This is a genomic window from Nitrosomonas sp. Nm34 (assembly GCF_900113925.1).
In the GTDB taxonomy this organism is placed as follows: Bacteria; Pseudomonadota; Gammaproteobacteria; order Burkholderiales; family Nitrosomonadaceae; genus Nitrosomonas.
Genome location: NZ_FORD01000013.1, coordinates 65,036 through 89,244, shown reverse-complemented (window position 1 = coordinate 89,244; position 24,209 = coordinate 65,036). Strand labels below are relative to the sequence as shown.

Annotated in this window: 15 protein-coding genes; 9 read left to right on the top strand and 6 right to left on the bottom strand. The window is 52.5% G+C overall.

Annotated elements, in window-relative coordinates; translation table 11 throughout:
• From BM283_RS07715 to BM283_RS07700, 5 genes are all read right to left on the bottom strand, one after another.
• Positions 1–220: IS630 transposase-related protein (locus BM283_RS07715; protein ID WP_217646475.1), on the bottom strand; the 220-nt coding region annotated here is incomplete at its 3' end.
• Between the two features lie 27 nt (positions 221–247).
• Positions 248–421, bottom strand: coding sequence for a hypothetical protein (locus BM283_RS18030; protein ID WP_175492065.1), 174 nt, complete (start codon positions 419–421; stop codon positions 248–250).
• Between the two features lie 494 nt (positions 422–915).
• The gene (locus BM283_RS07710) at positions 916–1,593 is read right to left on the bottom strand and encodes an ATP-binding cassette domain-containing protein (RefSeq protein ID WP_090691673.1); all 678 of its coding nucleotides are present in this window, start codon (positions 1,591–1,593) and stop codon (positions 916–918) included.
• Positions 1,593–2,762: an ABC transporter permease DevC gene (gene devC / locus BM283_RS07705; protein ID WP_254776273.1), complete on the bottom strand. Its 1,170-nt coding sequence runs from the start codon at positions 2,760–2,762 to the stop codon at positions 1,593–1,595. Before devC ends, BM283_RS07710 begins: the two co-directional genes overlap by 1 nt.
• A complete protein-coding gene (locus tag BM283_RS07700; protein WP_090691671.1) occupies positions 2,759–3,664 on the bottom strand; it encodes an HlyD family efflux transporter periplasmic adaptor subunit in 906 nt (301 codons plus the stop codon). The genes devC and BM283_RS07700 overlap by 4 nt, the downstream gene beginning before the upstream one ends.
• Before the next feature lie 724 nt (positions 3,665–4,388).
• Here BM283_RS07700 and BM283_RS07695 point away from each other — a divergent pair.
• Both BM283_RS07695 and galU read left to right on the top strand, forming a co-directional pair.
• Positions 4,389–13,334, top strand: coding sequence for a glycoside hydrolase family 94 protein (locus BM283_RS07695; protein WP_090691667.1), 8,946 nt, complete (start codon positions 4,389–4,391; stop codon positions 13,332–13,334).
• Between the two features lie 177 nt (positions 13,335–13,511).
• The gene (gene galU / locus BM283_RS07690) at positions 13,512–14,399 is read left to right on the top strand and encodes a UTP--glucose-1-phosphate uridylyltransferase GalU (protein ID WP_090691664.1); all 888 of its coding nucleotides are present in this window, start codon (positions 13,512–13,514) and stop codon (positions 14,397–14,399) included.
• Between the two features lie 255 nt (positions 14,400–14,654).
• Here the strand turns inward: galU and BM283_RS07685 are convergent, their stop codons facing one another.
• Complete coding sequence (locus BM283_RS07685) at positions 14,655–16,019, bottom strand: NAD-dependent succinate-semialdehyde dehydrogenase (RefSeq protein WP_090691661.1); 1,365 nt, start codon at positions 16,017–16,019, stop codon at positions 14,655–14,657.
• Between the two features lie 556 nt (positions 16,020–16,575).
• On the opposite strand from BM283_RS07685, the gene BM283_RS07680 reads away from it, so the two are divergent.
• Genes BM283_RS07680 through nuoH form a run of 7 tightly spaced genes read left to right on the top strand, consistent with a single transcriptional unit; the run spans position 16,576 to position 24,207 of the window.
• On the top strand, positions 16,576–16,962 hold the full coding sequence (locus tag BM283_RS07680) for an NADH-quinone oxidoreductase subunit A (protein ID WP_090691658.1): 387 nt from the start codon (positions 16,576–16,578) through the stop codon (positions 16,960–16,962).
• Positions 16,908–17,426, top strand: a complete 519-nt coding sequence (locus tag BM283_RS07675) for an NADH-quinone oxidoreductase subunit B (protein WP_090691655.1) — start codon at positions 16,908–16,910, stop codon at positions 17,424–17,426. The genes BM283_RS07680 and BM283_RS07675 overlap by 55 nt, the downstream gene beginning before the upstream one ends.
• A 3-nt stretch (positions 17,427–17,429) precedes the next feature.
• Positions 17,430–19,148, top strand: coding sequence for an NADH dehydrogenase (quinone) subunit D (gene nuoD / locus BM283_RS07670; RefSeq protein WP_090691652.1), 1,719 nt, complete (start codon positions 17,430–17,432; stop codon positions 19,146–19,148).
• Positions 19,149–19,159: 11 nt separating this feature from the next.
• On the top strand, positions 19,160–19,645 hold the full coding sequence (nuoE, locus tag BM283_RS07665) for an NADH-quinone oxidoreductase subunit NuoE (protein ID WP_090691649.1): 486 nt from the start codon (positions 19,160–19,162) through the stop codon (positions 19,643–19,645).
• A gap of 4 nt (positions 19,646–19,649) precedes the next feature.
• On the top strand, positions 19,650–20,930 hold the full coding sequence (locus BM283_RS07660; RefSeq protein WP_090691646.1) for a complex I 51 kDa subunit family protein: 1,281 nt from the start codon (positions 19,650–19,652) through the stop codon (positions 20,928–20,930).
• A 2-nt stretch (positions 20,931–20,932) separates the two neighbouring features.
• Entirely contained in the window at positions 20,933–23,248 is a 2,316-nt protein-coding gene (gene nuoG / locus BM283_RS07655) for an NADH-quinone oxidoreductase subunit NuoG (protein ID WP_090691643.1), read from the top strand.
• Positions 23,245–24,207 carry an NADH-quinone oxidoreductase subunit NuoH gene (nuoH, locus tag BM283_RS07650; RefSeq protein WP_090691640.1) on the top strand — a complete coding sequence of 321 codons (963 nt, stop codon included), beginning with the start codon at positions 23,245–23,247 and terminating at the stop codon, positions 24,205–24,207. Before nuoG ends, nuoH begins: the two co-directional genes overlap by 4 nt.
• Positions 24,208–24,209 lie beyond the last annotated feature (2 nt).

The following is a 24,209-nucleotide window of genomic DNA, read 5'->3' as shown; positions in this document are numbered from 1 at the left end:
CGTACTGATAAGCATCAGGATAATCGCGAACATCCTGGCGCAATACCTCAAGATCAATCTTGCGTTGGCGAAACCCTTGAGGTTTACGATGGATGCTCTTAACCCAGCGCGTCACGCTTGCCACGCCAACATCAAACCGGGCCGCCACCTCGGCTATCGTAAGTCCTTCTTTCTTTCGGACAGACAGGACTTTACGGCGGAAATCTAATGAATATGCCATCTTTACATTATAATCAAAATTATCTGGTTATGCTATAACAGGGATCGGCACAGGTTCAAAAATCCACCAGATGACGCAAAGCATTACCACTATACCTGTCCAGCAGGCTTTGGCATCCCAGCCGTAGAAACTCATGCTTGCTGCAAGCCCTGCTGCAAGCAGAGGGCCTGCAATGAAGGCCCATTGTCGGTATATGTGCATAATGACCAACTCATTATGTGAGATGAATAGGATTTAGAAATATAGAAAAAAGGAGGAATTCTATTACTTATTCCATTTCTAAATCAAACATGACATTGCCGGCAAGAAGAGCCGGCAATGTCATGTTTGATTTAGCTGGTAGGATGCAATAAGTGTAATCCATTGCACCAGATGGTAAGGTAGCATATACGGCACAATGCCCGATGGTTATTACGCCCTACCGGGTGGCCCTATCGAACACAAATAGGCGCTGTGCTAAACACTGCGTAAACAACTAAACCGTCGATATACTCTTTAAATGCGATACATTCTGAATCGTTCTTAACTGGTTAAGTTATAGCGTCCATGCCTTTATAAAATTGAATTGCATCTTATCGTAACGCTAGCCGACGTATTTATTTACTGCTTAAATCAATTCTCAGTTAGAGTAGCCAGACATTCTTTATTTTCTCTCTAAGCTATTCAAGTATGACTTCTAATGGAACCACGCCTTGCTACTTTTCTTTAATCACCCCATCTTCCAACTCCACTATCCGATCAGCCATATCCAGAATACGATAGTCATGCGTCACCAGCAGAATAGTGGTTTTCGACTCCTTGGCCAATCGTTCCAGTATCGTGACAGCCTCATGTCCACTTTGCTTGTCCAGCGAGGCGGTGGGTTCATCGGCCAGCACGATCTTGGGTTGCCCTACCAGAGCCCTGGCAATGGAGACACGCTGGCACTGCCCCGCCGACAGCTGATCTGGTTTGTAATTGAGCCGCGCACCGAGCCCTACCGCCCTCAGCATTTCTGCGGCATGATCAAGCCTCTGCTGCTCAGTCATGCTGTTTTGCATCTCAAGAGCCATACTGACATTTTGCTGCGCAGTGAGCGATTTAAGCAGATTATGCTGCTGAAAAATGTAGCCGATCTGCTGGCGGATGCTTACTTTAACCTGCTCGCTACTGTTAATTAATTCCTGCTCGAGCACTCTCACACTGCCGTGATAAGCCTGGCGCAGGCCACCGATAATGGTTAAGAATGTCGTTTTACCTGAACCGGAAGGACCCGTCATCAGTACAATCTCACCTTTTTGAATGGAAATGGTGACGTTTTTCAGGACAGGCTGCGTGAGCGCGCCGCTGCCAAAGCTGAAATTCAGGTCATGCACATCAATGACATGGGACATCAGAACATATCGGCTGGGTTGGCTGCTTTCAACTTATGTATTGCAAGGAACCCCGCGGTCATGCACATGGAAAGAATAAACAGGAACACGGTCACGGCTTTAGTAAAAGTCATCGGCATCGGCATAAATATCTGGGATTCAGCCAGGTGATATAAGCCGAGAGAAAAAAGATAGCCGGGAATAAAACCCAGGATAGCCAGAAAGAAGGCCGACGCAAACACCACACGGATAAAATAACCATGTTCATAGCCCATGGCTTTCAGCGTTGCAAACTCATGACGGTGATTGGTGATATCCGTGAACAGGATTTGATAGACGATGACCAGGCCCACTACCAGTCCCATCACCGTGCCAAAACCAAAAATAAAGCCAATGGGGGCCATGTTTGCCCAGTAATTCTTTTCATTTTGCAGTAACTCGTCGTAGGTAAAAATATTGACGAACTCATTCAGCTGACTGATCAGCTCGGTTTGCACCTGTTTTATCGATGCGCCAGCATATAGCTTGATGACCCCTAAATCGATATCATTGCGCGTTCTGTCTGGAAAAATACGCATAAAATTCAGATCACTCGTGACGATATTGCCGTCAGCGGCAAATGAAACGCCCAGCCGGAAAAATCCAATGACGGTGATTTTATAATCATTTACTTCTGTCACATTCCGGCCGGCTTCCAGCAATTGACGCATCGGTCCAAACTCGGGACGGGAATATTCATCAAACAGCACGGTATCTTTGAGCCGCAATGCAGTCCGCTTATTTTTAATCTCTTCGATACCAAAGATCAGGGAATCCGGATCAAAGCCGTAAACCATCAATGTTCTTTTACTACGGGTTTCGATGTTTTTAAAAGGCGCTAGCCCTAGATAGAGTGGATAAACCTCAGCAACTGCTGGATGCCCCAATGCACGCATCAGTTCGCTGCGTTTGAAGCGGACCGGACGCCACATCGCTTCACTTTGTTTATGCATCAGAAACAAATCACCATTTAACTTTACCGGAGCAGAAGCAGCGCTGGCATAGAGCGCATCTCTGAATCCCTGCTGCATGAACACTAGCACACAGGCGAATAACACGCCACAGGTAGCCGCAATCAGTTTGGTACGGTCAAAGATCAACTGCCGCCAGGCCAGGCGTGCTGGAAAATAAATCCACGCAACCAGATTCATGGTGCAATCCGCACCCAGACCTGCCGGAGAATCTGGTGCTGCAACTCAGTCACGGCTTCAGGTTCAAGCGTCAGGCGTACTTCAATGATGCGATTATCCCGGTCTGCGAGCGGATCCGTGTCATTTAAATCATTTTTCCTGACAAGGAATCCGAGTTCTCTAACTTCAGCGTGATAACTCCGCTTGAAACCAGTGGCATGGATGCAGCCTTTCTGTCCTGCCTGGACACGCAGCAGATCGGACTCATAGACTTCGGCAACGACATCGAGCTGGGTTAAATCCGCTATTTCCAGCAAGCCATTCTCTCCGATTCTTTCAGCCGGCCAGGTATGAATCTTTAAAATAGTGCCGGAAATGGGGGCATAAATCAGCATATTTTCCAGTTCTGCTTCGGCGATCTTCTTTTCCGCTTGTGCATTGGCGATTTCGGCCGCCAAGCGTTTAAGATTCGCTTCAGATTGTTCCAGTGCCAAACGTTTGGCATCGGCAAGTGAGGCACTAGCAGCAGAATCCTGCTCAAGTGACTGATAGCGCAAATGTTCCTTTTTATTGAAAGTCAACGCGACCTGCTCGACGATCCGTTGAGCTTCCAGCGACTTGACGCGTGCTCTGGCAGCTGCCACTTCGGCCTTTTTCTTACTATGATCCGAAAGTACTGCGAGCTTGTCACCCGACTTGACCTGATCAGCTTCCTGAAAAAAAAGCTGCTCCACACGAGCGCCTTCCGGGCCCGCATTATGGGAAACCTTGATTACGCGGGAGCGGGGCTCGATGCGGCCTAAAGCGCCAATCCCTGGAGTGTTATCACTAGCCAGGCATTGTGTCTCGGCAAATACGCTAGGGGTCGCACGAATAAAAACTATGATAATGAAAAGAGAATAATGGACCTTATTAAAGTACATGAATCATTTTACAATTCGAGTTAGAAAAAGGGATGGTTATTGAACGGATTCAAGAATCGAATCAGCTGGCTGCAATTCTCACTATTTAACACAAACCCTGCCTGAAAGAAGGCCATACATATATTCCTATATTCTACCTGCGATCCCATAGATTCATTCGGATTTGAAGGAAAGCCCTTCGCAGAAAATATGCAAAATGCGCCATACTGCCAAGATACCGATTACTATACCGGTCACTAAGCCGACAGACTCCTGATGCGTAGCGTACAGCTATCTATCGATAGCCCATACGGCCGGGACAGTTTGCTTTGTGTGCTAGCGCACATACTAACCACACTATTTCTGCAATACTTCAATTGGATTTTTGCGAATATTTGCCTGACTTCGTCAGCCTCCCACCTGATATCAACAAGGCAGTCGAAGTTGCTCGTAATATTATTCTATTGCCAAATCAAATATGACACGAAGGCGAGCCGTAGACAGTATCAATCATGCGACAAGGCAAAGCCGACAACGTCAATTTTGATTTGGCAATGAAATTAAGAAAGTAATATCTGTCAAGAATGTCATGTGAGTCAAGTGACGGTAGATCGCTGCATTGATTAAACGTAGCCATTTATGCACTCTTACAGGAGACTCTATGTTAGATTCTGCTTCATCAAATTGTTGGTATTGCCGGGGAATGGGCGTAAAGATTCCTATCGAAAATGGAGTCCATTTCTAAATGGAAACCAATAACCATGGTTTCTTCCGATATTTGCGCCGACTGAATACGAATTTGCGCGGCGGCATCTCGCTAAAGGATGCCTTCAATGAGCCGCCGTTACGCTCGGAATTGCTTAGCGCAGATCAGATGGAACAGCGCGGCAAGGATCTCGCTGGCATGCATAAAGTGACACAGAAACGCCCGCGCGATTACCTGATAAAGCGGTTGGCGGCAAATGAAGCGGTCCTGATCGACGTCTGCAGACGACTCACAACGGCGGTAAGAGCCAACCAGCAGATCACGCCAGCCAGCGAATGGCTGCTCGATAATTTCTATTTAGTTGAAGAACAGATCCGTACCGCCAGGCGTCATATGCCTAAAGGGTATAGCCGGGAATTACCTCGTTTATTGGATGGTCCTTCGGCCGGGTTGCCGCGTGTATATGATATCGCGCTGGAGATCATTTCGCACGGGGATGGACGAGTGGACTCGGAAAATCTCAATCGTTTCGTCACGGCTTATCAGACGGTTACCACACTCAAATTAAGCGAATTATGGGCTATCCCCATCATGTTGCGACTGGCGTTAATTGAGAACCTGCGGCGTGTTGCCATTCGCATCGCCGCCGATAGAATCGAGCGCGACCTTGCTAGCGCCTGGGCAGAGCAAATGACGGTAGCCGCAGAGACGGATCCGAAGAGTCTGGTGCTGATAATCGCGGACATGGCGCGCTCACAGCCGCCGATGTCGACTTCATTCATATCGGAATTTACGCGTCGGCTGCAAGGACACAGCCTCTCCCTGTCATTACCGTTGACCTGGATCGAGCAGGTCCTTGCCGAATCGGGGCTGACCATCGAGCAGTTGATCCAATCGGGACACCAGCGTCAGGCTGCTGACCAGGTTTCTATTAGCAACAGCATCGGCAGCTTGCGTGTTCTAAGTGGAATGGATTGGCGTGAGTTCGTCGAAAGCATGAGTATTGTCGAGCAAATATTACGCAAAGATCCGAATGGCACCTATGGCAAGATGGATTTTGCCACCCGCGACCATTATCGTCATGCTGTCGAAAAGATTACAAAGCGGAGTTACTTCACTGAAACCGAGATAGCACAAAGTGCAATCCAACTCGCACATGAAGCTCAAGCAGTGCATTCAGATGACAGAGATGACGACAAACGTGCTGCCCATGTCGGCTTCTACCTGATTGACCGAGGTCTACCTAAACTTGAGGCAAAGATACAAGCGCGCTTCTCTGTTGCTGATACCCTCGCGAAAATAGGATCACAGCACGCATTGATCGTGTATCTCGGTCTAATCACGCTGCTAACGCTGCTGTTCAGCGCCAGCCTGATGTCGATCGCTCATACTCAGAATGTGCCGGATGAACTCTCGCTGCTGATCGGTATCCTCGCACTGCTGTCCACCAGCCAGTTGGCACTTACTCTGGTGAATTGGCTGGCAACCTTGTTCGTGCCTCCGCATCTGCTGCCACGTATGGATTTTTCCAACGGCATCCCCGCACAATCGCGAACACTGATCATCGTGCCGACGATGCTCACTAGTCCGCAAAGTGTCGACGATCTGGTCGAGGCACTGGAAGTGTGCTTTCTGGCGAATCGGGACGACAATCTGTATTTCGGCTTGTTGACCGATTTTCGCGATGCACACGAAGAAACGCTCGCTGAAGACGAGCCGCTGTTGCAGTTAGCTCAAGCACAAATCGAGGGGTTGAATGCAAAATATGGCGCTGTGGAAAAGAGTATTTTCTTTCTTTTTCATCGCCCGCGCCGCTGGAATCCGCAAGAGCGCATCTGGATGGGCTATGAACGTAAGCGTGGCAAGCTTGCGGACCTGAATGCATTGCTGCGCGATATCACGCTTAGCCATGCCGGCAACCGTTTCTCACGCATTGTCGGTAATGCCACTTGCCTCACGAATATTAAGTACGTCATCACTTTGGATACAGATACGCAGCTACCGCATGATGCCGCACGGCAGCTTGTGGCTGCAATGTCTCATCCGCTGAACCGCCCGCGCTATGACGAACAACGGCAGCGCGTGCAAGAGGGCTACGGCATTCTCCAGCCGCGCGTCAGCGTAAGCGTGGAAAGGACTAATCGCTCGCATTATGCGCAATTGTATGGGGGTGAAGCCGGCATCGACCCCTATACCCGCGCCATCTCCGATGTCTACCAGGACGTGTTTGGCGAAGGCTCGTTTATCGGTAAGGGCATCTATGATGTGGATATGTTCGAGCGGGCATTAAATGAGCGCTTTCCCGAGAACAAGATTCTCAGCCACGATTTGCTGGAGGGATGTTATGCGCGTGCCGGCTTATTGAGCGATGTACATGTGTATGAGGATTACCCTGCGCACTACAGCGTGGACGTGAGCCGACGTCATCGCTGGATACGTGGCGATTGGCAATTGCTGGGCTGGTTGTTGCCGCGTGTTCCTGGTCCTGATAAACATGAACTGAAGAACCCGCTCTCGTGTCTGTCGCGATGGAAACTGTTCGACAACCTGCGGCGCAGTCTCGTGCCGACAGCCTTGATGCTGTTACTGTTGCTAGGCTGGGTGGTGCTTGCCTCACCCTTGCTCTGGACCCTGGCAGTAATCGGTATACTCCTCATTCCACCTTTGGTCACATCAGGGGCGGAGCTCTTTCACAAGCCGCGTGATGTACCATTACGACAACATCTTATCGCTACACTCGACACGGCCAGTCAACGCCTGGCGCAAGCGGCCTTTACCCTGACATGCCTTCCGTATGAAGCCTGGTTCAGCCTGGATGCAATCGTACGTACAGCGTGGCGTATGCTGTTTACCCACAGACGGCTGCTCGAATGGAACCCGTCGGGTGAAGCCGCACGTACTAGCCGTACGGATTTCGCCGCCGCTTTGCGCATGATGTGGATTGTCCCGTTGATTGCCATAGCTGTGATACTTTATCTGCTGTTATTCAAGCCTGCTGCACTCATAGTAGCAGTACCCATCCTGCTGCTATGGCTAGGTTCACCCGTGATTGTCTGGTGGACCGGCCAACCCCTCGCGCGCCGCGAGGCACGACTGGCGGCTGCGCAGATCGCCTTCTTGCGCAAGATTTCGCGCAAAACCTGGGCATTCTTTGAGACTTTTGTTGGCCCGGGAGATCATTGGCTGCCGCCGGACAACTATCAAGAGTATCGCGGCGCCTCCGTGGCACATCGTACTTCTCCGACCAATATGGGAATGGCGCTACTCGCGAATTTATCTGCATATGACTTCGGCTACATTCCAGCTGGGCAGCTCATCGAACGCACGGCGCATACTCTCGACACCATGCAAACGCTGGAGCGACATCGTGGCCACTTTTACAACTGGTACGATACGCAATCATTGAAACCGCTGCATCCAGCTTATGTTTCGACGGTGGATAGTGGAAACCTTGGCGGCCATCTGCTGACCTTGCAGTCGGGTCTGCTTACGCTTGCCGAGGATAACATCCTCAGCACGCGTTGGTTCTATGGACTCCACGATACGCTCGGAATTCTGGTGGACGCAGCAGGCAACACCCGGTCAGAGCTACTTGCTGCACTGCAGGCGGATGTCGAATCTGCCTATAGCTCCCCCCCCACTACGCTCGCATTGGCATGGCAGCGCCTCGGCCAACTGGTGAAACGCGCGGAGGAGTTTGCCGACAACATAGAAGCTGTCGCTCAGAAACCGCCTCAAACAGGTAGCGCGCTGGCAGCAACCCCAAAAAAACGGGATGCAACAACCGAAGGGTACTTGGAAACAGATGAAGAGTCCACGCACCATCCGATCTTGGATCATGCCAGCTCAGTCATCTCTGAGACAACCTCTGAGAGTGATGTGGTTTGGTGGGCGCATGCACTGGTGCGGCAATGCCGCGCGGCGCTCGACGAGTTGACCTTTCTCGCCCCCTGGCTGGCGCTGCCAGCCGCACCGAGCGGGCTTGACGATAACTTCGGCCTCACCGCAATCCCAACGCTGCAGGAATTGGCTAACATCGAAGATAAATTATTGTCGACAATTGAACATCAACTCGATGCGTCCCTTGTGGACACTATACCATCCGTAGAAAGCGAGTGGTTACACGCATTTAAGCACTGCATCACTCAAGCCAGCTGCCGCGCCACTGAACGAATTGAGACTGTCAAACGGCTTGCCATGCAGTCAAGCGAGCTCGCATGCATGACGTATGACTTTCTGTATGACAAATCATCGCGTCTGCTAGCGATTGGGTACAATGTGGATGAACTAAGGCGGGATGCAAGCTACTATGACTTGCTGGCTTCGGAAGCGAGATTGGTGAGCTTTGTCGCGATCGCACAGGGGCAGGTGCCGCAGGAGAGCTGGTTTGCCCTCGGGCGCCTGCTCACGACTGCTGGTGGCGAACCGGTGCTTTTATCGTGGAGCGGCTCAATGTTCGAGTACCTGATGCCGCTCCTGGTAATGCCCACCTTTGATAATACATTGCTTGACCAGACCTATAAGGGAGCAGTGAGACGGCAGATCGAGTATGGGCGGCAGCGCGGCATACCGTGGGGGATGTCAGAATCTGGCTACAATCTGGTCGACGTCCATCTCAACTACCAGTACCGGGCATTTGGCGTGCCTGGCCTGGGACTCAAACGCGGACTCGCTGAGGACCTGGTCGTTGCTCCGTATGCCACGGTACTGGCGTTGATGGTGGCACCCGAGGCGGCGTGTCTGAATCTGCAGCAACTCGCTGTGATAGGACTGGAAGGAAAGTTCGGCTTTTATGAAGCCATTGATTACACCCCTTCACGTCAACGACGTCGGCAATCGAGCACAGTAGTACGATCTTACATGGCACACCACCAGGGAATGAGTCTGCTCTCCCTAGCCTATCATCTGCTGGATCGTCCAATGCAGAAACGTTTCGAGTCAGTGCCGCTGTTCCAGGCGACTTTGCTGTTACTCCAAGAGCGGATTCCCAGAGCCACGCCATTTTTTCCGAGCGCAGCCCAATTTTCTGACATTCGACTGCCCCCCCAAGCCGAAGAAGCACCCATTCGTGTTTTCAACACGGCTAATACCCAAATGCCACAAGTCCAATTGTTATCCAACGGCCGCTATCATGTCATGGTCACCAACGCCGGCGGCGGCTATAGTCGATGGAAAGATCTTGCGGTCACACGCTGGCGCGAGGACACAACTTGCGACCACTGGGGGTCATTCTGTTATCTGCGCGACGAGCGCAGCGGGGAAATCTGGTCAACTGCCTATCAGCCGACATTGAAACAGCCGCAGCATTACGAAGTGATTTTCTCCGAGGGACGCGCTGAATTTCGTCGCCGCGATGCTATAGACGGTGGCAGTTTCGAAACTTATACCGAGATTGCCGTATCGCCAGAAGACGATATCGAGCTGCGCCGCGTGCGCATCACCAACCGTACCGATAGCCGCCGCACCATCACCATGACCAGTTACGCGGAAGTAGTGCTTGCCGTACCTGCCGCTGATATGCTGCATCCGGCTTTCAGCAAGTTATTCGTGCAGACTGCGATCGACGAAGAACGCCACGCGATCCTATGCACACGTCGGCCACGCTCAGCTACCGAGCAAACATGTTGGCTGTTTCATATGATGACAGGGCACGGAGCAGAAATCGATGCCATCTCTTATGAGACGGATCGCATGCAATTCATTGGACGCGGCCACACCACTGCTAACCCGCAAGCACTGAGCGGTGCATCATCAGAGGCGCTTTCCGGCAGCCAAGGCTCAGTGCTGGATCCGATTGCCGCCATCCGCTATGCCGTTACGCTCGATCCAGAACAAACTATCACTATCGATATAGTGAGCGGTATAGGGGAGGCCCGTGATACCGCATTAGGCCTGATCCAAAGATATCAGGATAGACGACTTGCGGATCGTGTCTTTGATGTTTCCTGGACACATGCCCAAGTGGTGTTACGCCAACTCAATGCGAGCGAGCCCGATGCGCAACTCTATGAGCGTCTGGCCAGTTTTGTTATTTATGCCCACAGCTTGCTTCGTGCCGAAGCCAGTATTCTGATGCAGAATCGTCGCGGGCAATCCAGTTTATGGAGCTATGCCATTTCTGGTGATTTACCTATCGTTCTGCTGCAGATTGGTGACGCAGCCAATATCGAACTGGTGCGTCAACTGGTGCAGGCACACGCCTACTGGCGTCTAAAAGGACTGGTGGTAGATCTGGTGATCTGGAACGAGGACCGTGCCGGTTACCGGCAATCGCTCCAGGATCAAATTATCGGTTTGATTGCAGCAGGCACTGAAGCACATGTCATCGATCGACCGGGTGGTATCTTCGTGCGACGCACGGAACAGATATCGAACGAAGACCGTATTCTGTTCCAATCGGTTGCGCGTGCAATCATAACGGATAACCGAGGAACGCTGGAGGAACAGGTCAACCGCCGCAGCCTGAAGGATGTACAAATACCGCGCTTACGGTCGAGCCAAAGTTACCGTGCGGATTCTCCTGATGGCAGCGTGTTGCCGCAGCGCGATCTCATTCTGTGCAATGGGTTGGGTGGGTTCACGCCGGACGGGCGTGAGTATGTCATCACCACTACAGCCGCACAAGTAACGCCCGCACCATGGGTGAATGTATTAGCAAACCCGCATTTTGGCACAGTCATTTCCGAGAGCGGCCAGGCTTATACCTGGAGTGAAAACGCACATGAGTTCCGCCTCACGCCCTGGCATAACGACCCGGTATCCGATACGAGCGGAGAAGCTTTTTATCTGCGCGATGAGGAGAGTGGTCATTTTTGGTCACCTGCCCCCCTGCCCTGCCGCGGCGCGAATGCGTATGTCAGCCGGCACGGGTTCGGCTATAGCGTGTTCGAACATACTGAAGGCGGCATCGTCTCAGAGGTATGGGTTTATGTGGCTGTGGATGCCGCAGTCAAATTCTCGGTATTGAAAGTGCGTAACGCATCAGGGCGGCCACGGCGACTCTCCGCGACCGGCTACGTGGAGTGGGTGCTGGGCGATTTGCGACCGAAATCGAACATGCACGTGATCACCGAAGTAGATCCCGGCAGCGGTGCGCTGTTTGCCCAGAACCCTTACAATACGGAATTCGCAGGCCGGGTGGCTTTCTTCGATGTGGATGAAGTCAATCGTTCGATCAGTTGCGATCGTGCTGAATTCATTGGGCGTAATGGCTCGCTCAGGAATCCGGCAGCAATGACGCGTACACGGCTTTCAGGCAAGGTAGGGGCAGCATTGGATCCTTGCGCTGCAATCCAGGTAGGCTTCGACTTGGCCGACGGTCAAGAACGCGAGATCATCTTCCGCCTGGGCCAGGCCGGCAGACGTGGGGCTGATGATGCGCGTAATCTGGTGTACCGTTTTCGAGGATCGGCCGCAGCCCATGCTGCACTCGAAGCGGTATGGCAATACTGGAACCATACCCTCGGCACGGTTCAGGTGGAAACCCCGGATCTATCTCTCAACGTACTGGCTAATGGTTGGCTTGTCTACCAAACGCTTGCCTGTCGCCTATGGGCACGTAGCGGCTATTATCAATCGGGCGGCGCCTTCGGTTTCCGCGACCAGTTGCAGGACGTAATGGCGCTGATCCATGCCGAACCGCAACGCGTGCGTGAACATTTGCTGCTGTGTGCGGCACATCAGTTTGTAGAAGGTGATGTACAGCACTGGTGGCATCCGCCGTCGAGCCGTGGCGTACGTACCCATTGCTCCGACGACTATCTCTGGCTGCCACTGGCAGTGTGCCGTTATGTGCTGAGTACCGGTGACACCGGAGTATTGGATGAATCCGTTCCATTTCTTGAAGGCCGCCCGGTCAATCCTGAGGAAGACTCGTATTATGACCTGCCAGGTCATTCTACCGAATCAGCCAGCCTGTACCAGCACTGTGTACGCGCTATCCGGCGCAGCCTGGCCTTTGGCGAGCATGGCCTGCCGCTGATGGGCTCCGGAGACTGGAACGATGGCATGAACCTGGTGGGCATACAGGGCAAGGGTGAAAGTGTCTGGCTCGGTTTCTTCCTGTATAAAGTGCTGACACGCTTCGCAGTACTGGCTCAACAGCAAGGCGACATGCCATTTGCTGAGCAGTGCCGGCACGAAGCCGAGCAATTGCGCCAACGTATCGAACAAAATGCCTGGGATGGCGCATGGTATCGCCGCGCCTATTTCGATAACGGTACCGTGCTGGGGTCGGCCACCAACACCGAATGCCAGATCGATTCGATCTCACAAAGCTGGTCAGTACTCTCCGGCGCGGGCGAGAGCAAACATTCACGCGTGAGCATGGACGCCGTATATACCCGACTGGTGCAGCACGATTATGCGTTAATCCAACTCCTGAACCCACCCTTCGATAAATCAAGTCTGGATCCAGGCTACATCAAAGGTTATGCTCCAGGCGTGCGCGAAAACGGCGGGCAATATACCCATGCCGCTATCTGGGCCGTAATGGCATTCGCAGCCTTGGGTGACAGTCAGCGCGCATGGGAATTGCTGACCATGATCAATCCGGTAAATCATGGAAAATCGGCAGCAGATGTGGCGATCTACAAAGTAGAGCCCTATGTCGTCACTGCCGATGTATATGCGGTCTCGCCGCACGCCGGTCGCGGGGGATGGAGCTGGTACACGGGTTCCGCCGGTTGGATGTACCGCCTCATTGTAGAATCTCTGCTCGGCCTGAGGCTGGATGTGGACAAGCTGCATTTTGCTCCCTGCCTGCCTGTGCCGTGGCAAACGTTCAAACTGCATTACCGGTATCGAGAGACTGTCTACCATATCACCGTGTCGCAAGCGGATGCCGGCAATGCTGCGCAGAGCAGTGTAATGCGCGTGATAGTAGATGGCATCGAACGCCCTGACAAGGTCATTCCGCTGATCGACGATCGCAAGGATCATACGGTCGAAGTAAACATCGTAACCCAGCCCCAGCCACATCAATGATACAGCAGATAAACATGAGCATAGTTCTCACTCGAGGTAATAAACTAAAAGTATTCATGCATTTTTCAGCACTCTGCTTTACTAGCGCAAGGAATTACGACGAACTACATTTTCTCTCTACCCGCTATGCAGGAGGGATGAAGCTAATATCAAATAACATTTTCTGAGGTTTGCATTATGAATAACTATCATCAGCAAGCTGTCACCAGGGCGATTTTCCCAGTCGCTGGTTTAGGAACACGTTTTTTACCAGCCACCAAGGCCTCACCGAAAGAAATGCTGGTAGTCGTGGATAAACCGCTTATTCAATACGCAGTAGAAGAGGCCTATGCTGCGGGCATACGTGAAATGATCTTTGTGACAGGCCGCCATAAACGCGCAATTGAAGATCATTTTGACACGGCTTATGAGCTGGAAGCTGAACTGGCTGCCCACGGCAAAGACGATTTACTCGCGATCGTCAATGCCGTTAAGCCTGCTGACATGGAGTGTGTCTATATCCGTCAGCCCAGGGCGCTCGGTCTGGGGCATGCCGTGTTGTGCGCCGAACACCTGGTGCACGGCGCACCCTTTGCGGTGTTATTAGCCGACGACCTGATGGTAGGCGATCCACCTATCATGCAGCAAATGACTAGCCTTTTCAGTCAACACCGGTGCAGCATTCTAGCGGTGCAGGAAGTACCACAGGATCAGACCGACCGTTATGGTATCGTTCAAGGAGAGGCGCTGACGCGCGATCTTATCAAGATCACCGGTTTGATTGAAAAACCTCACCCCAGTATTGCCCCCAGCAACCTCGCAATCGCTGGCCGCTACATTCTGACCTCAGCGGTATTTGAGCACATTCGTGCACAACTTCGCGGCACTGGAGGTGAGATTCAACTCACTGATGGCATTGCAGCCCTGCTTGGTTCAGAGCAAGTACTGGCTTATCGCTACCACGGCAAACGTTATGACTGTGGCAGCAGGCTGGGATTGCTCCAGGCCAGTGTCGATATGGCATCTGCTCATCCAGAGATGGGCAGAGAGTTCTCTGCCTGGCTGAAAGCCCGGTCAAGCGTTTAATACGGATATTTCATCAGGCTGACCTGCAACATGATGTAAAAGCTGATGAACAAGCGCTTTCAAGCAGATTTACCCAGATCCAATTTGTATCGCCGATCTCTGTGGATAATTTATAATTCCATTTCCAAATCAATCATGGCGCGAAGACGCATCGCAGACAATATCCATCATACGGCAAGATGAAGCCGACCAAGTCAGTTTGGATTTAGCAATGGTATGACAGCAACCGAGATGGTACTTGTCTATTATGCACCGCTATCCAATCCACAGCGTTTTAATATTCACGAACTCACGAATGCCATGATAGGATAACTCCCGCCCAAACCCCGATTCTCTTATACCGCCAAATGGTAAACGCGGATCACTTTTCACGATGCTATTGACGAAAACGCTGCCAGCCTGGATTTGGCGGGCGATCGCCTCACCGCGTGCCACATCGCGTGTCCAGACGCTTCCGCCCAGACCAAATGGTGATTGATTAGCCAGGCGTATCGCTTCCTCAGCATTTTTAACCCGTACCATGACTGCTACCGGACCAAACAATTCTTCATCAAAGGCGGGCATGCCAGGGCGTACCTGATCCAGGATAGTCGGTGCATAATAAGCACCTTGGGTACCGACAAATTCTCCGCCAATCACGAGGGTAGCGCCTATGGCAAGGCTACGCTCAACTTGCGCATGGAGAACGTCCCGCAGATCGGGACGCGCCATCGGCGCAAGGGTAGTCGTTTCTACCCTGGGATCGCCGCTGCGTAATTCACTCACCAACATTTTAAAGCGCTGTACGAATGCATCCGCAATAGTATCCATCAGAATAAAGCGCTTGGCAGCAATACAGCTTTGTCCCATATTCTGGAAACGGGCAGTCATTGCTTGTGCTGCTGTAAATTCAAGATCGGCATCATCAAGTACGATGAAAGGATCCGATCCGCCCAGCTCCAGCACACATTTTTTTAAATGATGACCTGCAATGGCAGCCACCTTGCGTCCGGCCGCATTGCTGCCGGTCAACGTTACCGCAGCAATGCGCTTATCAGCAATGACCGTTTCAGCCTGGTTCGCGGTAATCATCAAGGTGCGGAAAGTATGCGCAGGAAATCCAGCTTCACGAAAAGCTTCTTCCAATGCAAGCGCACAGCGCGGCACATTGGAGGCATGTTTCAGCACCACCGTATTACCCGCCATCATCGCAGGAGCAGCCGCCCGTATCAATTGCCAGAAAGGGAAATTCCACGGCATGATGCACAATAAGGTCCCCAAGGGCTGATAAACGACAAGACTACGGCTGGCATCAGATGCAATGATTTCATCCGCCAGGTAAGTACTGGCATGCTCAGCGAAATAGTCACATCCCCAGGCACATTTGTCGATCTCGGCTCTGGCTTCCTTCAGTAATTTACCCATCTCGTCGGTAATCAGATGGGCGTAAGCATCGCGACGCTGACGAAAAACCTGTGCCAGCTTTCGCATATGAACCGCTCGCTGCTCAATGTGCAGCGAGGCCCAGCCTTTCTGCGCTGATTCCACCTCGCGCAAGATGGCGTTAATAGTATCGCTCTGCCAAGTGGGAAAAGCTTGTATCGTTTGCCCGTTAACGGGATTGATTGAGAGCATGGACATAATGATATTACCCCTTAAAGACGGATTTCAAGTGTCATTTCATTGCTAAATCCAAACTGACTGGGTCGGCTTCACCTTGCCGTATTGTGGATACCGCCTGTGGCGCGCCCTGGCGCCATGTTTGATTTAGCAATGGAATTATTTATCATTATCAGGTAATGTTTTTGCATTGAGTAGAATAATTTCTTTTTACTGATGATCTCCTGGCACAATTTCTGATACATAAACACAATCTTGCTGCATCCCTTTCCAGCGGTTGGATTTTCTGTAGCTAATCCTGAGGCAGGCGGTGAGTTTGAGAGTCTCCTACCACCAAAGAATAAATTATTCTAAAGGCAGTTTCCAAGATGATGTATGCGTTTGCATTATTGCCTGACTATTTGTTATCTCTTACCATAACTGGTAACAAAACTAAACTGGGCTGAATTTTTTTCCGCACCAGCTATCTCCATGAATAGCGCTTTGATAGCGCTTTGCTAATGAGTTTCAATTTTGAAAGGATAAAGGACAGAACGACTCAATCTAACAACTCGCTTTAAGTTGAAGGAGGGACCAAATGCAAGACTCGGAATCTGCTGCCGTTATTGGTCTATTTGGCCTACTCGTACTGATCGCATTACTTTGTTTGCTGAGTCTATCACACTGGCTGGGTGGTTATCGACCACAGTGGGATAAGGAACAACCTTTTGAGTGCGGTATCCCTCCTACTGGGGATGCACGTCCTCAGATTCCAGTACGCTTCTATGTAATCGCCGTATCCTTCCTGATATTTGATATTGAAGCCATATTTCTATTTGTCTGGGCGGTAGCCTATTGGGAATTAGGCTTGACAGGAGTAATAGGTGCCAGTGTTTTTATACTGGTTCTGTTGCTTGGCCTGGCTTATGAATGGCGCAAAGGAGCTTTGTCATGGAGTCCAGACAAAACAAACAGGGATCTCTAACCGCTGCTTTCACTAAGCTAGAAGAGGCGGTGTCCTGGGGACGCCAGTATTCACTCTGGCCATTCAATTTTGGCCTCTCCTGCTGCTTCGTCGAAATGATGACGGCGTTCACGCCACGTCATGATATCGCTCGCTTTGGTGCCGAAATTATGCGCGGCTCACCACGCCAGTCGGATCTGATGATCATCTCGGGAACCGTATTTATTAAGATGGCACCGATGATTCTGCGTCTCTACCACCAGATGCTCGAACCTAAATGGGTCATTTCCATGGGCTCTTGTGCCAATTCAGGGGGAATGTATGATATCTACAGTGTAGTACAAGGAATAGACCAGATCCTGCCGGTGGATGTCTACGTACCCGGCTGCCCGCCTCGCCCCGAAGCATTATTGCAGGGATTGATAATATTACAGGAGTCCATCGGTAATGCGCAGCGGCCGCTCTCCCGCAGGGTGGAGGGATGACAAATGGCAGACAGGACTAGCCAGCAAGCGCTTATCACACAACTGCAAACGCTCTTCAACGCGGTTCCCGGCGAATTACCGCACGATAAAATCGATACCCTGTCAATACCTACCGACCGGCTCATCGAAGCGCTGACCTTTCTCAAACATAAGGCAGAGCCCCGCTTTGAGATGCTTTTTGATCTGTCTGCCATCGACGAGGCGAAACGTGGCGGTGGGCTGACTGTGTTCTATCATTTGCTCTCACTATCCGGCAATGCCGATCTGCGCCTCAAAGTAAGCCTGCCTGATGAAGATCCGCTGTTACCGAGCGTCTGCACCGTATGGTCAGCCGCCAATTGGTATGAACGCGAGCTTTATGACATGTTCGGCATCCACATTGATGGTCATCCCGATCTGAGGCGTATTCTAATGCCCGAATACTGGGAAGGCCATCCTTTGCGCAAGGCGCATCCCAATCGTGCCACCGAGATGCCCCCCTACCAGCTGCCCGAAGCACGCTATCGCACTATCATGGAAAGTTACCGTGCCGAGGATTACCGCGAACCCGGTATGAGCGCTGAAGAAATGATTCTCAATATCGGCCCTACCCATCCCGGTACACACGGTATTCTGCGTTTAGTCGTGCGGCTGCTGGGTGAGGAGATACGCGATGTAAATCCCGATATCGGCTTTCATCATCGCGGCGCGGAGAAAATGGCCGAGCGTCACACTTACCATACCTATCTCCCTTATACCGACCGCATCGATTATCTGGCTGGCGTCCAGAATGAGCTGCCGTATGTACTCGCAGTGGAACAGCTCGCTGGAATTACTGTACCGCCACGCGCTCAGGTGATGCGGGTAATGCTGTGCGAGCTTTTCCGCATTGCCAGCCATCTGGTCTGGGTAGCGAGTTATGCCCATGATACAGGGGCGTTAGCGCCACCTTTCTATGCCTTCCGTGAGCGTGAATACCTGTTCGATGTAATGGAACTCATCACGGGTGGGCGCATGCATCCAGCTTTCTTTCGCATCGGTGGCGTAGCGCTCGATCTGCCCGAGGGCTGGTCGGAAGCGTTGCAAAGTTTCTTGAAGCGCATGCCGGCTGCTGTCGATGAATACCAGGCCCTGCTCGCGCAAAATCCTGTCTTTCGCGCTCGTACCCGTGGGATCGGAGTATTGTCCACCGCAGAAGCCCTCGACTGGGGAATAAGCGGGCCTAATTTACGCGCCTGCGGCCTGGCATGGGATTTGCGCAAAAAGCGGCCTTACAGTGGTTATGAATGCTACGACTTCGAGGTTCCCACCGCCAGCGAAGGAGATGCCTTAGCCCGTACTGAAGTACGTCTGGAAGAAATTCGTCAGAGTCTGCGTATCGTCGAGCAAGCCATGCAAAATATGCCATCCGGCCCGATCTTGTCCGCAGAAGCACGCTATACCTTCCCTCGCAAGGAGGCGACATTACAAGACATTGAGACTTTGATCCATCATTTCATCAAAGTGAGTCGGGGTATGGGTTTTCCAGCCGGGGAAAGTTTTTTTGTGACCGAGGCACCCAAGGGAATGAATGGCTATTTTGTGGTCAGTGACGGTTCAGCAAATCCCTATCGCTTGCGTATCCGCACGCCATCTTTTCCACATATCCAGGCTCTGAAGCTACTAGCCAATGGTCACCTCGTGAGCGATCTGATCCCCATCCTGGGTTCCCTCGACTACGTGTTGGCTGACATAGACAGGTAGGTAGGGAAAAAATGAATGATGAGTCCAACCGACAAGCATTGCAGGAAGATCTGGCTCAACTTCCCGCCACTGACCCGCAGCGCCGTGCGGCGATCGTTCCTATGATGCAATCGTTGCAGGCTGAACGTGGCTACCTTGATGATAAGAGCATTAAAGAAGTCGCACAGGTTACCGGCCTTTCAACTACCGAAGTTGAAGAGCTCGCTACATTCTATAGCCTGATCTATCGTTATCCGGCAGGTCGACATGTGCTGCGGGTCTGCGACAGTCTCTGTTGCGGTCTAAGAGGAGCGGATCGACTGCTACAGGCAGCCGAAAAATACAGCGGGGTCTCATTAGGAAAGGTTTCCCCGGATGGAGCCTTTAGTGTATTACCTAGCATTTGTCTGGGTTTGTGTGACCAGGCACCCGCGGCACTCCTGGATGGCGAAGCAGTCGGATCATTGGACGAAGCCGCGCTGCAAGCACTGCTGCAACGTCTGCAACAGGAGGATTAAGCGCATGGAAGCCGTGTTGACCCGCCACCTTGATGCCCACGCGCCCTTAAGCTTGCAGGCTTATCAAGCTGCGGGTGGCTACCATAGCCTGGATGCCGCCTTTGATCACAAACCTGAAGAAATCATTGCGATAGTAGAAGCCGCCAATTTGCGCGGGCGAGGTGGAGCGGGTTTTTCCTGTGGGCTGAAGTGGCGCCTGCGGGGTGCAGATGCACCGCGGCCCCGTTATCTCGTTTGTAATATTGATGAATCAGAGCCGGGTACCTTTAAGGATCGCCATCTGCTCTATGGCGGGCCCCACCAGATTATTGAGGCAGTTATCGTCTCCGCCTATGCGCTGCAGGCTGAACAGGTGGTGATTTTTGTGCGGGGGGAGTATGGCAAGGGAGGACATGGCTTGAAGCGCGCCATCGAAGAGGCTGAGAAGGCTGGGCTGGTAGGATCCAATATCAAGGGCAGCGGTTTCAATCTACAGATCAAAGTGCACCTCAGTGGTGGCCGCTATATCTGCGGCGAAGAAACCGCTATGCTGAATGCCATCGAGGGCCGGCGCCCCAATCCGCGCCACAAAATTCCACGTCCCAGCGTCAAAGGTTTATGGCAGCATCCGACCACTATCAATAACGTTGAGACCCTGGTCAATGTGCCGCATATTCTGCTCAATGGTGCGGACTGGTTTCGTGCTCTGGGAATCAACGGCGGTTGTGGACCTAAGCTATTCTGTGTCAGTGGCATGGTGCAGCATCCCGGCCTGTTCGAACTTCCCTGCGGTACGCCAGCACGAGAATTGATCTTTGAACATGCTGGCGGCCTGGCGGCGGGACGTACCTTACAGGGCTTCATACCTGGCGGAGCTTCGACCGCCTTTCTGCTGCCCGAACACCTCGATGTGCCGATGGATTTTGACCCTGTCGCGAAGGCAGGATCCCGGCTCGGCACGGCTGCCATTATTGTGCTCGATGATACCACCTGTCCGGTTCAGGCCACGCTGAACCTGATGCGCTTTTTCGCCCGGGAATCCTGTGGTTTCTGTACGCCTTGCCGTGATGGTTTGCCTTATCTGGCACAAATCCTGACAGCTATCGCGGACGGAGAAGGCCGAGCAGAGGATTTGATCCTGATGGAGGAACTCTGCAATACCATCGGCCCGCAATCCTTTTGCGCCTTCGCCCCTGGTGCGGTGATGCCCCTTACCAGCAGCCTGCAATGCTTTCGCGACCATTACGAAAGCCATATCGCCACCGGCCGCTGCCCGTTTGATGCAGCTAACAAGAGCGGAGCCTAATCATGGGAACGATGCATATCGACGGTCACGAGATCCCTTTCCAGGAAAACGACAACATCCTCAAGGCTGCGTTAGCAGCGAATATAGAGATCCCCTATTTTTGTTACCATGCTGCTCTCGGTAGTCTTGGCGCCTGCCGACTGTGCGCTGTCGAGATCGCGCCGGAGGATCCAAATAAAAAACCCCGGGTCGTCATGTCATGTCTGGAACCTGCTAAAGATGGGATCAACGTTTCAGTGTCTGCGGCTGCGGCACGACAGGTACGGCAGACAGTCATCGAATTTTTGATGGTCAATCATCCGCATGATTGTCCGGTCTGCGACGAAGGAGGAGAGTGCCGCCTGCAGGACATGACGGTTGCCTGTGGCCCTCCCTATCGCCGCTATCGCGGTCGCAAACGCACCTTTACCAATCAGTACCTGGGCCCGTTGGTTCACCATGAAATGAACCGCTGCATTACTTGCTATCGCTGCACTCGCTTTTACCAGGATTATGCACTGGGCGATGACCTTGGAGCAATGCGTCTGCGCAACGAAGTCTATTTCGGTCGCTTCCAGGAGGGCCCGCTGACAAGCCCGTTTGCCGGTAATGTGATCGAGGTCTGCCCTACCGGTGTCTTCACCGATGCGGTGTTCCGGCAGCATTTTGCGCGGGTCTGGGATCTGGAAACAGCTCCTTCCATCTGTCCCCACTGCAGCGTCGGCTGCAACACTCTGCCCGGAGCACGCGACGGCACACTGCGCCGGGTGTGTAATCGCTTCCACCCCGAGATCAACCGCTGGTTCATTTGTGATCGCGGCCGCTATGGTCATCAATACAGCGAACACCCTGATCGGCCGCTGACAGCGCAGGTGTCAGGCGTGAAGGTGAGCTATCGTGAAGCGCTGGCTGCCGCTGCAGAACAGATCAAAGCTGCCAGGGATAGAACGGGCGGCCTCGGCTCAACTCGAGAAGATCTCGAAAGCAATGCGATATTACAGACCTTACTGAATAAACTGAGTGGGAGGTTCGCTACCTTTAGCGACCCCCAGCTCGAGACAGCAACCACCGCTGCTGTCGCAGCTCTCCAAAGCAGCGGTGGAGCGCCATCCCTGTCTGAAATAGAACAAGCTGACGCAGCGCTGGTGGTCGGTGACCTGACCACGCATGCGCCCATGATGGACTTAGCCTTGCGGCAGGCTTATCGGACTGGTGCCAAACTGGCCATTCTGCACAGCGGCCCCTCTCTGCTGACTCGCTTCGCAGCCACGACCTTGACAGTTGCGCCTCACGAGATAGGCGCACATCTTTTGCATTTGAATGAGCAGGCGGCTACTGCCTCTACTACCTCCAATAAGCATGAGAATGAGAAGAAGCTAGCCGATATTGCAACCTACCTGACGACGGCCCAGCGGCCGATATTGATAGGCGTGAGCGAAACTATGGCTGCACCAGAGATTACCGCCCTGGCCCAACTGGCTAATGCCTTGGGATCCCGCGCCAGACTCGCTTATGCTTTGCCTGGAGCCAACGCTTACGGAACGGCATTACTCACCCCGACAAATAGCACAACTGCGATGTTAGAGGCAATCGAATCGGGTCAGATCCAGACTTTGATTGTGATGGGCAATGATCCCCTTGGCGATACACGCCTCGGTGCACGCTGGCGTGAGGCACGCCAATGCCTCAGCACGTTTATCGTATCGGATTGTGTCGCTACCGCCACCGCCGAGGCAGCGGATATTTTACTGCCAGTAGCAGCGTGGACCGAACGAGGTGGCACTTTTGTTAATTATGAAGGCCGCGCTCAAGGATTTGCTCCTGTCTTTCAGCGTGCGGAACCCCTGCCCAACACAGCAGAGGTCCTCGCTGACCTGGCTCACTGCCTCGAACTCGCCTTACCGGATGCCGCAGCAGTACTGAGTAATATTTTCCCTGGCTACCAGGCACCCCTCCCTGGCACACTGGGATCGTCTTTATCTGCCTTCCCTCTAACCATGCAGACTGAGACCCCCATCGGCTCAGCTCCCTTAGGCCATCCCGGCCATTGGCAGGTGACACTGGCAAGCTGGTATGGAGATGATGTGCTTGCCAGCTACGCTCCGGCTTTGGTGGAGCTGGCTCCACCCGCTGCCGCGCTTATTCACCCGACAGCAGCCTTAAAGGAAAGGATCGAGGATAAGGAGCAGGTCAGATTGCGCGGTCCGGCCGGTACGGTAGTACTGTCCGTGCAGCTTAATAACGATGTGGCCGCCGATACGATTGCCCTGGCCAGAGTAACACTGGCTCAATTAGGGGTTGGTCACGGCGATCTACTTGAACTGGAGCGAATATCATGAGCTTCACGCAGTGGCTGCTTACCTTCGCCAGCATGGGATTGGTACTGCTGGGGTTGTTGCTTATTGGCGCCCTTCTGAGTTATGGCGAGCGCCGCATTCTTGCACTGCTGCAAGATCGCATTGGCCCCAACCGCGCCGGTCCCTTCGGCTTGTTACAGCCTGTGGCTGATATTCTAAAGCTGATAAGCAAGGAAGATTTCATTCCCCCCTTTGCCGATCGTATGGTCTATACCGTTGCCCCGGTCATTGTCCCAATGACCGTGTTGATGAGCTTTGCCGTGGTACCCATAAGTGAAGATGAGTGGCTGGCTGATCTCAACGTTGCCCTACTTTACGTACTGGCCCTCTCTTCGCTGCGAGTCTACGGCCTTATGCTGGGTGGCTGGGCTTCTAACAGCAAATACTCGCTACTTGGCGGTCTACGCTCTGCTGCGCAGATGATCAGTTACGAATTACCCATGGGACTCGCATTGGTGGGAATCGTGATATTAAGCGGTTCTTTCAGTCTCAGGGAAATCGTTGCTGCCCAGGAGTTGCCTTTTATCGTGCTTCAACCGCTGGGATTTATTATTTTTCTGGTGTGCGGCATCGCTGAAACCAACCGCCTGCCCTTTGATCTTCCAGAGGCGGAAAACGAGCTTGCTGCTGGCTACAACACCGAATACGGCGGGATCAGATTCGCCTTCTTCTATCTGGGTGAATACTTAGGGTTACTGCTCATCGCGGCACTTGCGACGGTGCTGTTTCTGGGTGGCTGGCACGGCCCCTGGCTGCCAGGTGTCGTCTGGTTTTCCCTTAAGACTCTGGTGCTGATATTGCTCTTCTTTTGGTTGCGAACCAGCCTGCCACGGCTGCGCTATGACCAACTGATGGCTTTTGGCTGGAAATGGATGCTACCTGCTGCGCTGCTTAATCTGCTGGTTACCGCTGTACTAGGATTGTTCTGGATGGAAGGTTAACT